Here is a 13,120-nt window from a genome sequence, read left to right as displayed (position 1 = left end):
TGAAAGCATGAGCGGTAGCAACATACTGCGGATTTTCAGGCTTGGTTCAAGGCTTTCAATGAAACGTCAACAGCCCCTAGCAGGACGACTCGTTTTTACTGCAATGAAGCAGTCTTGAGTTAGGCTCCAATACCCTCCTTTTCCTGATTCACCTGCTTCTTTTTTGGAGTGTATAAAAATCTTCTTGTTGAGAGATAGGTTATGGCGAATACTATTTTTCCAGCCTGGGAGTTCGGTGATATCAGGGAAACTTGTTTCAAGCGCTTGGTACAGTTGTTGAAGTGTGAGTTTTTTACCCCCCTGAAGGCATGAGATAATGGCATTTTTGTAGGTGAATCTGACGCCGGATGGCTGAGGGGCTTGGAAATCGTCTGGATGGCTGTCCAGTAACTGTTCCATAGTATATGGATGTCCATCAATTGAGATATTTTCCAATGGCTCAGATTTAATGGTTATTGATGAAGGTGGCGTATTTAATCCACTGTTCGCTAATGACTGAAGGGCGTCAGCAAAATCCTCAGGCTCTTTTTTGATGTGAATACCCGCTAATGAATATTCAGGAAACAATTCCTGTAGCGCTTTATCTTCTTGAAGATCAAAATCTTCCAATTGTTTTTCTCCTGCGCCTGATGTAGCAATAACGCTTAAATACCCGATGCCTGAGTCCGCATAGGTTATTGATGACGAGGATGTCGTAGCTTCTTGTTGCAAGAAGGAACCTGTGACTTCCCCGATCGGAAGTATTGGATTTGCCATCTCGAATCCTTAATCGACCATCTAATAACGATGAGTTTCTATTTTAAAATGCATTTTTTGGACTTTCTTTGTTTATAACAACTTGGTTGCAATAACTGGATGAAATCAACAGCATTTTGTCCAGATGAATAACCGTCAGTGTTTTTTACGATGACCACTTTTGAATAGGATAATGTCTTATCTTATTTTTCTAAAAATTAGAATGGTTTCAGTTAATAAATATAATTTTCATTCGATTTTGTGTGGTTAAACTCACTCCTGAAAGCATCAAATAACAACCAGATAACAGTTGAGCCAATAACAGGAGCACAGCCATGACAACCCAAACCTTGCTGAATACTGCAGAAACCGGCAACACTGCAAAATTGACTGCCATCGTTGATCTTCTCGGGCGTGTCGGCCTGGCGGTGATTTTCCTGCTGGCTGGTATGAACAAAATCCAGTATTACGATGCTAATGCCCAGTTTCTGGCCAGCGGTGGGCTGCCGGCTGAATTGCTGCCGCTGGTCATTGCCTTTGAAGTAATCGGTGCCATATTGCTGGTAGTGGGTTATCAGGCTCGTCTTGCGGCCCTGGCGTTCGCCGGTTTCAGTGTGGCAACGGCGTTGCTTTATCACAACAACCTGGCTGACCAGATGCAGTTCCTGCTGTTCTTCAAGAATATTGCCATGGCGGGTGGTTTCCTGGTGCTGGCGGCCCATGGCGCCGGTGAGTTCAGTATTGACGCCAAGCGTCGCAAGTAACAGGTAATACAAACCTTCAATGGCAGGCTGGCCTGCGTCAGCCTGTGAATCAGGTCAGACAGTGGGGTATTCAGCATGGGCTTACTGGTCAGCGGACAATGGCACGATCAATGGTACGACACTGATACAAGCGATGGAGCGTTTAAACGTGAGAGCGCTCAGTTGCGCAACTGGGTGACTCCGGATGGTCAGCCGGGGCCGACCGGTGAAGGCGGTTTTAAGGCGGAAAGCGATCGTTATCATCTGTACGTGTCACTGGCTTGTCCTTGGGCGCATCGTACCCTGATCTTTCGCAAGTTGAAGGAGCTTGAACCGCACATTTCTGTTTCCATAGTTAGTCCGGATATGCTGGAAAAGGGCTGGTCCTTCAAAACAGAAGAAGGCAGTACCGGCGATACGCTGCAGGGCTTTGACTATCTTCATCAGGTGTATACGGCCAACAAACCGGATTACACCGGACGCGTCACGGTGCCGGTATTGTGGGACAAACAGCAGGGCCGCATTGTCAGTAATGAATCTGCCGAGATCATTCGGATGTTTAACAGCGCATTCAATGGTCTGACCGGTAACACGGATGATTATTATCCCGAAAATCTGGCTACCGAGATTGATAGCGTTAATGAATGGATATACGACAGCATTAATAATGGTGTGTATAGGAGTGGGTTCGCGACGACACAAAGCGCGTATGAAGAAGCTTACAACGAGATTTTCAAATCACTCGACCAACTTGAGGATAGACTGTCTCAACAGCGTTACCTCATGGGTGAAACCCTGACAGAGGCGGACTGGCGGTTATTCACAACGCTGATCCGGTTCGACGCGGTCTACCATGGTCATTTCAAATGCAATCGCCAGCGGCTGGAGGACTTCCCGAATATCAGCCAGTACGTGAGAGAGCTGTATCAATGGCCGGGTGTGGCTGAAACGGTGGATTTTCATCACATCAAACGCCATTACTATTTCAGCCACACCATGATCAATCCCACCCGGATAGTGCCGGTTGGGCCAGTGATTGATTACAATCGTCCGCATGAAAGAGGGCGGCTGTCGTAGATTGACTGCATGAATGCAGGTAACAACGGTGAGAGCCGACCCTCTCGCCGTTTTTTGTGTTTGCCAGATAATCTGGTTTCAGGAAATCGTGAAAATAGCCAACAGGTGGAACTGGCATGTTAAAAACAACACTTGAGCAGTGGCGGATGTTCAAGGCTGTCGTGGATCATGGCGGTTTCAGCCAGGCTTCGCAGGCCGTGCATAAAAGTCAGTCGACCATTCATCATGCCGTACATCGGCTGGAAGATGCGTTGGGTGTCCAACTGCTGGAGGTCAAAGGGCGCAAGGCGGAACTGACGGCAGCCGGTGAACTTATGTTGCGCCGTGCCAGCTACCTGTTGGAAGAAGCCATGAAAGTTGAGGCGGTCGCCGGCACCTTGAGTGCCGGTGTGGAAACCAGCCTCAACATTGCCGTGGATGGCGCTTTTCCCCAGGAAGTACTGTACAACGTTCTGAATGCTGTTTCGGCGCAGTACCCCCTGTTGCGCATTGAGTTGATGGAAACCATTCTTTCCGGTGCCAATGAGCTGGTGGAGCAGGGAAAGGCGGATATCGCATTGACGCCTTTACTCATACCGGACGGCCTGAATGAAGAGATCTGCCGGGTTACCTTTGTCGCTGTCGCCAACCCCAACCATGCCCTGCATCATCAGGGTCGTGAACTGACCTATGAAGACCTGAAGGCGCACCGGCAGATTGTTATCCGGGATTCCGCCCTGGATACTCAGATTGATGCCGGCTGGTTAGGTGCAGAACAGCGCTGGACTGTCAGCCATATGGGGACATCCATTGATCTGGTCAGCAAGGGATTCGGCTTTGCCTGGTTGCCAGAATCATCCATCGACGAATATCTAAAAGATGGACGACTCACGCCCCTGCCGCTGGAACAGGCTCAGCGGCGCAGTGCCAGCCTGTACCTGAACTTCCGTGATGCTGATCGACTGGGTCCTGCAGCGCGTACGTTCCTGGGTGAATTACGTTATCAGACGCAGGATCTGGCCGCTGATTGAGGTCGTCATTCCATTCGAAATAATGAAATATTAGGTGCCAAAAACAGTAATTTTTTTTCGGGTTGTCATCGCTTTAAATCACAGATAGCGAGTGATTTAAATGATAGCGGAGGCAAACCATGGATTACTTCAGACCCGCCGACAGCCGTGGCCATGAGCAGACCGGCTGGCTCGACAGCCGCCATACGTTTTCATTTGGTTCTTACTATGATCCCCGGCATATGGGGCTGTCCGTCCTGCGGGTGATCAATGACGATACCGTCGCCCCCGGTGCTGGCTTTGATACCCATGGCCACCGGGATATGGAGATCATCTCCTATGTGATGGAAGGCGTTATCGAGCATCAGGATAGTCTCGGCAACCGCTTCGTTGTGCCTGCCGGTGAAGTCCAGCGTATGAGTGCGGGCAGCGGTATCCTCCATTCTGAATACAATGCGTCCTGCACTGATAATCTGCGTTTTCTGCAAATCTGGATAAAGCCCAATGTGCAGGGCATTAAACCCGGTTATGCACAGGCAAATATTGAACAGACCGGGCAACTGACGCCGCTGGTGACACCGGATGGTCGTGCCAATTCATTGCCTATTCATCAGAATGCGAGTCTGTATCGGTTGCGGCTGGCAGCAGGTGAGTCAAAGACCTTGGAGGCCGGATCTCGGCAGGGGTATTTGCAGGTTATCCGTGGGCTGGCATCGTCAGAGAAAATAACGTTGCAGGCAGGCGATGGTGTTGGTGTGATTACCTCTGATACGTTGACGGTTGTTGCTGAAGACGACGGCTTCGAAGCGCTATGGTTTGATTTGCCATAACAACAGGCGGTGACATCAAATCAGTGTCAGCTTATCCAGCACGACCTGCCAGCCGGCCGGTTCCCACATGTATTTATCAAACTTGTGCAGATCTTCGGCGGGACGAAGTGTTATCAGTGGTTCGCCTGACGATTTCTTGATGGGCAAATTGAGGGCGTGCTCATTCCGGATAATCTTGCGGAAGAATTCGCGAAACAGCTCATAAGCAAACGCATATTTCTGCAACTGCTGTGCGTTGACATCCGTTCTCGCCATACCCCGCAGGTAGGAATATGCAAAATAATGCAGCCGGGCAGAGAGCGCACTGAGTTCCTGCTGGTACATAAGCACATAGATATTGGCAATCAGGCTGGGAATGCCGCCGACCAGACCTGCCCCAATAGCCGTATTGGGGATCAGGTTGCTGATCATCTGGAAAACCTGGTTAGCGGCCTTGGCAGCCTTGATCCGGATGATACTGTTGCAGAGCCCTTTAATTTCGGGGAATTCCGTGCCGATCTGGTTACCGATTTTTCGGAATTCGTGAATGTGCCGCAGGGTTCGGGCTTCGGCATGGCCGTGTTTGATGGTGGCGAGTACATTCACCTGCGTGACCGTTGAAAAAGCCGTGCCTGTCAGCGTTACCACAGACCCTAAAATATCTTTCTTTTGTCGTCGTTTCAGATAGGACAAGACATGGGGAGAGGCTTCGTGCTGAATATCCCTGAAGATTGATGCTTCGAAAGAATCCTGGAAACCCATGCTGTCATTGAGTTCTAGTTCCAGCTGGACAAGGGGATTTGTGAAGATTTCCGGCTCTGAACGAGCGGCATTGGCATTCACCACTAAATCGTAGATATCGCCAACGTATGCGCCAATGGGAAGTACACTCGCGCTCCCCACCAAGTCTTCGCCGGCAAACAGGCTTTCCCAGTCCAGCTCCGGAAAGGCCATGGAACCAAAGCTGAGGTCTTCAGCGAAGGTGTTGAAGGTATTGCCGATCACGTCATCGGCAATACCGCCCAGGTTCGCCACAATGTCGGGGGCGAAGTCATCGCGGAAACCGGCTGCATCGGTATTTTCAGCCAGGTGACCGACTCGTTGCCTGAGCTGCTGCGCCCGTGACGGCGTCGGAACATTCACCAGGGGCGCGGATGATGATTGAGTTTGATGTCGGCTGAAAGCAGAGCGTAACCGCTTATGCACCTTGTGGGCTCCCCGGCGTAGCGCACTGCGCTGGGCAGAGGTTGATTTGGTGACCGGTGGTGGTGTGTTGGACAGTTTGCGACAAAAGGCTCTGGCGATCTTCTGGGTGATCTTGAAGTGGGCTGACATCGTCATACTCCGGTTTGGGAAGCACAGTGCGTTAACGGCACTGCCTACCCTCTAAAGTAGAACGCATTCGCCCTGTTGCAGCGATAATGTCGATCGTGCTGCATATTCTGGAAGAAATGACAGGAGTATGCAGCACGTGAAGGGTCAGGGTTTGTGGAAAAAAGCCAGCATGCGGGTTCCCAGTCTATGCAATCGGCTGGGTTGAGAAGACTGCTCTGTTGATGAAGTGTGGTCCCTTAACAATCCACTACAGACAAATCCTAGCAGGTTGGCGAATACACCAATAACAACGGGATTATTCGCCCAGATGGAACCTGCATGCTGCAATTGACAGCCGGTGATCGCTATCAACCCAAAGGAAACCCCAAACCAGAAGTCTCGTGCTGTGACCGAAAAACCGCAGATCACAGCGACAAGCGGTACCAGGACAATCGGGCTCCAGAAGTTGTAGGCGTACACAAGTACATCAATCACATTATTAAAGGAAAAGGCGAACACCAGTGCCAGTATGCCAACGACCAGCGTCGTCAGGCGCGCCCACAGCAGGCTGTAGCGCATAGTGAACGTGTTTTTGGATAGCGGGGTGATAATGTCATGAATGGCAGAAATCGCTGCCGCATTCAGAAAGCCGGATGCGGATGACATGATCACAGAGATCAGGCCAACCACAACAATGCCCTTGATGCCCGGTGAAAGCAGCACGTTGATCAGGTAGGGAATCGACTGATTGGGGTTAATGGAGGGATTGATCAGCAAGGCAATCAGGCCCAGCCCGCCCACAATCAGAAAGAACGGTATCGACAGAAAACCACTGGCAATAACAGCCCGCTTGGTGGTCTTGGACTGCTTCGCCATGATGAGGCGTTGAATATAAGGGGGAACCGTTGATTCACCGAACATGAAAGTCAGAAACAACGGAATGAACAAGACCCAGAAATTCGGTAAATCCAGCGGATTGGTAAAACTGGCTGGTGTTCTTTCAACAACCTCAGACCAACCACCGACGGTTTTCAATCCAATAAAGAACAGCGCAGGCAATGCTATGACAAGTATCAGGAATTGCAGGATATCGGTGTAAACAACCGCGCGCATGCCCCCGACCGTGCAATACAGGATAATGATGCCAAACCCTAACAAGACGCCGATTTTCGGATCAATGGTAAAAAAGGCCTCAATAATCTGCCCCATGGCGTTGACCTGTGCGCCCAGGATGCCGGCGCACACCAGTACGGCAAAAACGCCGGTTGTGATTTTGGCGATCTTGCCATACTGTTTGCCGATAATATCGCCGACCGAATAACAGTCGCTGAAACGATCCATTCTGGGCGCCAGCACAAACCCGATAAACAGCTCTTTCAGACTGAAACCCAATAAGGCAAACGCATAAATCATGCCCATATTGAAAACTTTCTTGGCATTACCCAAGGTATATCCGCCACCAATGAAAGAGGCTGAGAGGGTGGCAAATATCGCGAAGGTGCCAAAAGAACGTTGGCCAACAGCAAATTGACTGAAATTGTTGAGGTTTCTGCTGGAGTAAATGCCAATAACAATATTCAGAATGATAAAGAAAATAATGATAACGATATCCAGACCTGACATCGGTGACTCCGGATGATAAATGCTGTTGCGTTAAGAGTCTTATCCGTCAAGGAGGTTAGATCAGTTATATTCCTGTGTCTAAGTCTTGTGTTTAATTAAATAGTGCGAAAATATTTATGGATTTAGTGTTTTCTTGTTGGTTTCTAGTGAATCGTTTTAATCTGCCCATATTGATATGAAAGATGATTTATTAATTTTGTAATCAATGATTTTCGTGTTCTGATTGGTTTGAAATTTCTTATGGTGCACAAATCAAAAAAAGAGCGCTGTCGGTTGAAGCATAAAGTGACAACACAATGCTATATAAATCAATACTTTATGCATGTGAAGCAATACCTGACAATGAGCTAAGAAAGAATAATATGGCAATATGTAATTAATTTGAAGTATATATTGGCAAAAAATAAATATCGGTGATGGGATTCATTCCATCACCGATATTCCAACTGCCTTTCCGGCAGAATACTTAGCTCAGGATATGCTTCAATACCCCATTCTTGCTCAACTGCCTATCCGGCAGAACACAAAATGCAGATTCCCGTATGCCCTGAATGTCACTGTTCAGCTGCCTATCCGGCAGAATACCGCCCCATGAAGCTGAGCCCGTATGGCGGGTCCTGTTCAGCTGCCTATCCGGCAGAATACTAGAGATTTTGATCGAAAACTCCTGTGTAAATAACAAGTTAGGGAATTTTCCCAGAAATACCAATGTTTTTTTCGTATGCCATAACTAGTTGATTTATAAATATTTATGTTATGATGGTTTCGATGAAGTTTTTTATGCAGATTTATCTTATGAAGTAAGCAATGGCACCGTTCCTGTATTAAATGCACCAGAAAGACCATAACTACTGAACTGACCGGATTGCTGTGAGGAAATACATTCTCTATGAATGTGCAAATTAAATCTTTTCCGCTTTCCAGTACTGATATCAGGCCTATATCCACTGCCTGCCGATAATTTATCCTGAAAAATATTTACATCAAGTGAATGATGGTGGGGGATAGATCTTGATCTAGGAACAGATTGAAAAGGCTCTAAACCTCGTTTAGCTCTACGTCTATTTTCCCGCTCAATCCATACAATTGAAAATTTATCCGGGTTCTGAATTCGTATAAACTGTCCTTCAGGGAAACCATCCTGAACCTTTTGCACTGATGAGTAGTTGAGTTTATTGATCTGGTGCATTCTATGGAAAAAAGGTTGCGTTGAGAACTGATTTAATATTCTGTCATCCTGACAAATAAAACCGATGCACTTGCCAACAGAGTATTCCGACCATTGTGGGTATGTCACACCGATTATTCGTAGATCATGCCGACATTGGAAACCGTGCAAAACCCTATGGCACCTGGCTGCCAGTAAGAAATAATCCGATGATGGATCACAAAAATATGCTTTGAAAAAATATCTCAAAGTATTACTCCTCTCCCACTTGTCTCAGCCCACCGCAAACCATCATTGCGGCCAAATAACGTATTTTATTTAATGTCTCGTGTGGGATCTGATCCCCACTTTCAAGTAGTTTTGTAAACTCATCAGCATGTTTCATTAAGGAATAGATATCATTGCCTGTTTCAGGGTGGCGATGTGCAGTTGAATGTTGACGATCAGAACCGTAGGCAGATACTCGTAACCACATGTCTGCACCTGGGAACCAGTCATCAATCGTATGAATAGCGGCTGCCAACTTATAAGAGGTGAATATTACCTGATTCATATCTCCATGTTTATAAGTTGCATATGTTCTACTCCTATCTTTGCCATCGTCTGAGAAGACCTGACTGGGGAAAATTTCGGCAAAATCACGAAATTTTAGTCTTGCTTCTATAACTAAATCCCAATAATCATTATCATTCATAAGAGCCTTGGAAAATCGGTTAGCTAGTTTTTTGTAGTTTTCCTCAAAGGTTGACAGGTCATTTGTTCTACGCCTTTTATGTACATCTGTAATCGTATAAATACAATTGTCGTCTAAGTCTGTGATGCTAATCTCCGTACTTTTTGTCTTTTGATTCAACCACAACCAGCGGCCCATTAAGATATTCAGCAAGTAGCGCTCAGCCAGATCATTGTAAATTCCGAATTGTGCACATGCAGAAGCAAATTCTTTTAATACTTTTCGAACTGCAGGGTCACTACATGAATGTAACTCCCTCGAGTATGCAGTTACCTGGAGTGAAAACCTGACACTTACAAACTCAGTCAGAGGAGAAAGAATACATTCGTCAATGGTTTGGGGATTACCATAAGAAAGTTCTAAACGGGATAAATTCTTCTTTATGCTCCCATCCTTTTTATAAGCTTTCGAAAATCCATCTCTCAAACCTAGTGTAGTTCTTGTTTGTGTTTCTAAAGGGATCTCTTCTCCAGTTTTCTTATGTGTCCAGAAGAAAAAGCCAGGACTGAAAAACAGTGATCGAATTTGCGATAATTGGTTACATAGCACAATCATTATGATCTCCAGATACGACCTCAACAGATTTTCCCGAAATATTAAGCTGCCAAAAAGCCAGTTCTCTGATACCTGTTTTTGTGATTAATGATTGTGGTGATAGCAGCTTAGCTAAACCTAGGACAGGTTCTGAGTAGACATGTTTTTTGGAAATAGCATTGTCTCGGGGGCTAGGCAGACCTAAAAAACTAAATCCCTTATTAACCGGTATGATTTCATGAGAATTTTCTAATATGTCAGATAACTCATTTATATCATTGAAAATGTAATCCTGATCTGCCCCAATAATAAAGCGTAAAAAACTAGGAAGAATTTTTACTCCATGCCTAAGTGCATCTTCATCATGATATATATGACATGTTTTGTACCTGAATCCTTTCTGTTCGCGACTCTGCATAGAAAATCCTAGCACTCCGCCAGCAAAACGTTTTGGTAGGCAACGAAAGAGATTATGATTATCCAAACTGATTGATGAATCTGGTTTGGACAGGCGAATGATGAGATCAAATTCAAAATCACAGTGTCGGCTATCAATGACTGCGCCATTTCTGACCTTATTTTGCCGATAGACCTGCCTTGATAAGGGGTGTCCTTTACGACATTCAAATTGTCGAAGCGCAATTACAAATTTCGGCTTAACTTCAGTTACCCCAAGTTTCATAATGAATGCATCAACAAAACCTGCTACGGCAGTCAGAGAAGGGAGCCCAACCAGATAGGGATTACTTTGACTATTAGCTCCATAGGCCATTAGCTTTTCAAAGTGTAGGTAAATACAGTCTGCAGCAGGCTTATGGTATCCACGTTTGTTTGATAAACAATGCCTGATACCAGTACCCATTGCCTCGATTAATGCAGGCTCATATGCTAATGGCTTCCCTTCCTTGCTATATTCCAAAATCTCGTTTACCTGTCGTGTAAAATGCTTTTCAGCATATTTCAAATCAAAACATTCATTTATTACCGATTTCTCTATAGTCTCATCTAATAGATTATCTAGCATGGGGATCTCATCTAGCCCTTTCCCACGAAGATAAAAAATCTCTGAAAACAAAGATTCAAGAAGATGATATAAATTTTGTTTGTTTCTGAGCTTGCTATTTTTAGTATGTTGAACTGTTGACGTGTATTCTTCGTCTCTGACTATTTGAAATAGAATGTTAAGTGATTTCTTATTGAGTAGTGCACGTTCATTTAATAAATGTTTTCTTGTTTGCCACTGGATGATTAGGTGGTCTATAGAGCTGTCCACCTGACTTAATCTGGGTGGATAATATAAACAGCGAACTCGACCACCACATGCAGTCACATAGCTTCCTAAGGATGTAGGGCGATGATGATAAATGATAGTACTTTTAACTTTATGCTCTTTCGCTAGATTGTGGATAATCCTTTGGTTACTTGTCCTCACAACAGGTGTGATTGCAAGAAACTCTCCATTTTTCTCTATGAAACGTGCTTGCTTACATTCGCGGTGTACAGAGTCAGGTACCCTAACCTCAAGAGCTTCAATGCTTTTTTGCGTAAATTCTAAGGTGCGATTTTTTGGAAAACCATGTTCAACTATTAAATCAATAAGACTCGATTCTTCATTCTTGTACTTGGCAAATTGCTCTACGAGACTGGTTACAGAGTCTTTCCAGAAAAACTCAGTAATCATGAACTTACATTTATTGATCAGGTTGGAGTTTTTTGCATAACCAAAAACTTTAATCTTTCTCTTGGCTAAAACCAAATGAGGAAAGAAAATACATCCATCGGCCTTAATGTTTGGGTATTTCAGATTGTGAGTATGTAGCCAGGCAAGAGGCTTTAATACTGAATTCTGCCAATCCGTATCACTTAGGTACTCAAGTGAAACGCGATCCAGCAACTCCTTTTTTCCTGTTAATGATAAATTGGTCAAAATGACTATAACATCAAGCTCTCTGCCATCAATGATTACAGGATCGCTCAAATCCAAAAATGATTTTTTCAGTGTGATATCAATATCTTTAGGAACTGTATTTTTTATAAGCTCATCTAATGAGACCATAAATCACCATTCAGATAAGTACAAATGACGGTTAGAGAGTCGTGACTGAAAGCCTGATAGCCAGAGATAAAAAACATCTTTTAGATTGAATAGAGGAGTAGATGATTCAAAGCTAGACTGGCTCTTTAAACGGATGTTTGTATGTAAACGACCTTCTTCTAATAGCCTGGCTATTTGTTCCTGTGTCGTATCAAGCAGTGCTCCAGCCTCAAACCCATTGAGCAACAGATAGCCTAGTTCTGATGAACGATTGTTGGCTTGAATGCTTCGATCAAGAAAGTTGAAAATGCCTTTCAGGATAGGATTATAGGAAATTGCAGTGCTGGGTAAATTTCTGCTTATTACCAATAAATTTCCAAATATTGAATAGAACGGTGTTGCAGACATCAATCGATCACTGCACTCTAAAGCTGACTCGAACTTATTTTCCAAAAGCTTATCAAGCTGGCTAGGCCACCTATTAAAGAAGCTTATGCACTTCAGCAATGAATCATCGGTGATTTCTCGCTCATCCGCAACATATAGGAAAAACCATACTATAGCACCAAAGATTTGGTGAATATCTTCTAGAGTGAACAGTAGGTTTTCCGATGTACAGCGATCTCTTTCGTGTGATGAAACTACTTTGGCGAGGCTCAATAGTGGTTCTTCAGCCATTTCTACAGGCATTGTTTTATAGGCAGCCCCACAGGCACAGCTTTCAAGGTTTCCAGTCTGCATGTAGTTCAATGCTTCAGAACATTCAGGACAAATTTCCAGCAATTTACAACCATGTATTGGACAGGCTCGCACGATATTCAAATGCCAATATTGTGGAATATAAGGTACTTCTGATTCTGCAAGGCATGCTGGGCACACAGGAATAATGTGCTTTCGGAAGAATCGTCGGGGAATATCGATTCCAATCCATAGTAGTGATTTATCACTTCCTGCGTACTTTGTTCTGGAGCGATACACAGCAAGTTGCAGGATCGGCAATCGTCCTTTACAGACTTTTTCTGCCAAAAGCTCCAGACACTGAAAACGCAAAGCTGATGAAATATTGGCATGAAAAAGATTAATCCGTGATATGTCTGTAGGTAATGCGCCGGTTAATTTCTGATCCTTCTCATTCAAAATTATGTGAAACCGCCCAATTAACTGATTTGGGGTATAGCTATATAGCTCTGCAAGGCGAATAAGATAGCTCTCCAGGCTTTCATCAGGAAGCGGGTTCGGACGCAGTAAAAGCATTGAAATTAAAGCCCTGTGTATCTTTTGCGTATTCTGGCACAACTTGAACACCGATTCTGGTAACTCTTGAACACCCATTCTGGTAAGTCTTGAACACTGATTCTGG

At 45.0% G+C, this 13,120-nt stretch carries 11 protein-coding genes; 4 read left to right on the top strand and 7 right to left on the bottom strand.

Annotated elements, in window-relative coordinates; all coding sequences use genetic code 11:
• Nucleotides 1-66: 66 nt before the first annotated feature.
• The gene (locus ABD892_RS14675) at nt 67-756 is read right to left on the bottom strand and encodes a forkhead box transcription factor (RefSeq protein ID WP_345196602.1); all 690 of its coding nucleotides are present in this window, start codon (nt 754-756) and stop codon (nt 67-69) included.
• A 314-nt stretch (nt 757-1,070) separates the two neighbouring features.
• On the opposite strand from ABD892_RS14675, the gene ABD892_RS14670 reads away from it, so the two are divergent.
• From ABD892_RS14670 to ABD892_RS14655, 4 genes are all read left to right on the top strand, one after another.
• The gene (locus ABD892_RS14670) at nt 1,071-1,499 is read left to right on the top strand and encodes a DoxX family protein (RefSeq protein WP_345196601.1); all 429 of its coding nucleotides are present in this window, start codon (nt 1,071-1,073) and stop codon (nt 1,497-1,499) included.
• Nucleotides 1,500-1,574: 75 nt separating this feature from the next.
• On the top strand, nt 1,575-2,555 hold the full coding sequence (locus ABD892_RS14665) for a glutathione S-transferase family protein (RefSeq protein WP_345196600.1): 981 nt from the start codon (nt 1,575-1,577) through the stop codon (nt 2,553-2,555).
• Between the two features lie 116 nt (nt 2,556-2,671).
• Nucleotides 2,672-3,565, top strand: coding sequence for a LysR family transcriptional regulator (locus ABD892_RS14660; RefSeq protein ID WP_345196599.1), 894 nt, complete (start codon nt 2,672-2,674; stop codon nt 3,563-3,565).
• Between the two features lie 119 nt (nt 3,566-3,684).
• Nucleotides 3,685-4,374 carry a pirin family protein gene (locus ABD892_RS14655; RefSeq protein WP_345196598.1) on the top strand — a complete coding sequence of 230 codons (690 nt, stop codon included), beginning with the start codon at nt 3,685-3,687 and terminating at the stop codon, nt 4,372-4,374.
• A gap of 15 nt (nt 4,375-4,389) precedes the next feature.
• On the opposite strand, the gene ABD892_RS14650 is transcribed toward ABD892_RS14655, so the two are convergent.
• The 6 genes from ABD892_RS14650 to ABD892_RS14625 all read right to left on the bottom strand — a co-directional run.
• Nucleotides 4,390-5,688, bottom strand: a complete 1,299-nt coding sequence (locus ABD892_RS14650; RefSeq protein ID WP_345196597.1) for a hypothetical protein — start codon at nt 5,686-5,688, stop codon at nt 4,390-4,392.
• A 144-nt stretch (nt 5,689-5,832) separates the two neighbouring features.
• Nucleotides 5,833-7,290: a sodium:solute symporter family protein gene (locus ABD892_RS14645; protein WP_345196595.1), complete on the bottom strand. Its 1,458-nt coding sequence runs from the start codon at nt 7,288-7,290 to the stop codon at nt 5,833-5,835.
• 793 nt (nt 7,291-8,083) lie between these two features.
• On the bottom strand, nt 8,084-8,707 hold the full coding sequence (cas6f, locus tag ABD892_RS14640) for a type I-F CRISPR-associated endoribonuclease Cas6/Csy4 (protein ID WP_345196594.1): 624 nt from the start codon (nt 8,705-8,707) through the stop codon (nt 8,084-8,086).
• A gap of 4 nt (nt 8,708-8,711) precedes the next feature.
• A complete protein-coding gene (gene csy3 / locus ABD892_RS14635; protein ID WP_345196593.1) occupies nt 8,712-9,746 on the bottom strand; it encodes a type I-F CRISPR-associated protein Csy3 in 1,035 nt (344 codons plus the stop codon).
• Nucleotides 9,730-11,781 carry a hypothetical protein gene (locus ABD892_RS14630; protein WP_345196592.1) on the bottom strand — a complete coding sequence of 684 codons (2,052 nt, stop codon included), beginning with the start codon at nt 11,779-11,781 and terminating at the stop codon, nt 9,730-9,732. Before ABD892_RS14630 ends, csy3 begins: the two co-directional genes overlap by 17 nt.
• A 3-nt stretch (nt 11,782-11,784) precedes the next feature.
• Nucleotides 11,785-13,120: TniQ family protein (locus ABD892_RS14625; RefSeq protein ID WP_345196590.1), on the bottom strand; the 1,336-nt coding region annotated here is incomplete at its 5' end.

It is taken from the genome of Kistimonas scapharcae, assembly GCF_039540975.1.
GTDB classification, from domain to species: domain Bacteria; phylum Pseudomonadota; class Gammaproteobacteria; order Pseudomonadales; family Endozoicomonadaceae; genus Kistimonas; species Kistimonas scapharcae.
Note: the sequence above shows the minus strand (reverse complement) of the source record. Positions and strands in the feature narration are given on the sequence as shown.

Bases quoted from the DNA above. Each gene is read 5' to 3' on its own strand.
- ABD892_RS14660 (WP_345196599.1), top strand. From the start codon at position 2,672: ATGTTAAAAACAACACTTGAGCAGTGGCGGATGTTCAAGGCTGTCGTG.
- ABD892_RS14670 (WP_345196601.1), top strand. From the start codon at position 1,071: ATGACAACCCAAACCTTGCTGAATACTGCAGAAACCGGCAACACTGCA.
- csy3 (WP_345196593.1), bottom strand. From the start codon at position 9,746: ATGATTGTGCTATGTAACCAATTATCGCAAATTCGATCACTGTTTTTC.
- ABD892_RS14655 (WP_345196598.1), top strand. From the start codon at position 3,685: ATGGATTACTTCAGACCCGCCGACAGCCGTGGCCATGAGCAGACCGGC.
- ABD892_RS14650 (WP_345196597.1), bottom strand. From the start codon at position 5,688: ATGTCAGCCCACTTCAAGATCACCCAGAAGATCGCCAGAGCCTTTTGT.
- ABD892_RS14675 (WP_345196602.1), bottom strand. From the start codon at position 756: ATGGCAAATCCAATACTTCCGATCGGGGAAGTCACAGGTTCCTTCTTG.
- ABD892_RS14630 (WP_345196592.1), bottom strand. From the start codon at position 11,781: ATGGTCTCATTAGATGAGCTTATAAAAAATACAGTTCCTAAAGATATT.
- ABD892_RS14645 (WP_345196595.1), bottom strand. From the start codon at position 7,290: ATGTCAGGTCTGGATATCGTTATCATTATTTTCTTTATCATTCTGAAT.
- ABD892_RS14665 (WP_345196600.1), top strand. From the start codon at position 1,575: ATGGGCTTACTGGTCAGCGGACAATGGCACGATCAATGGTACGACACT.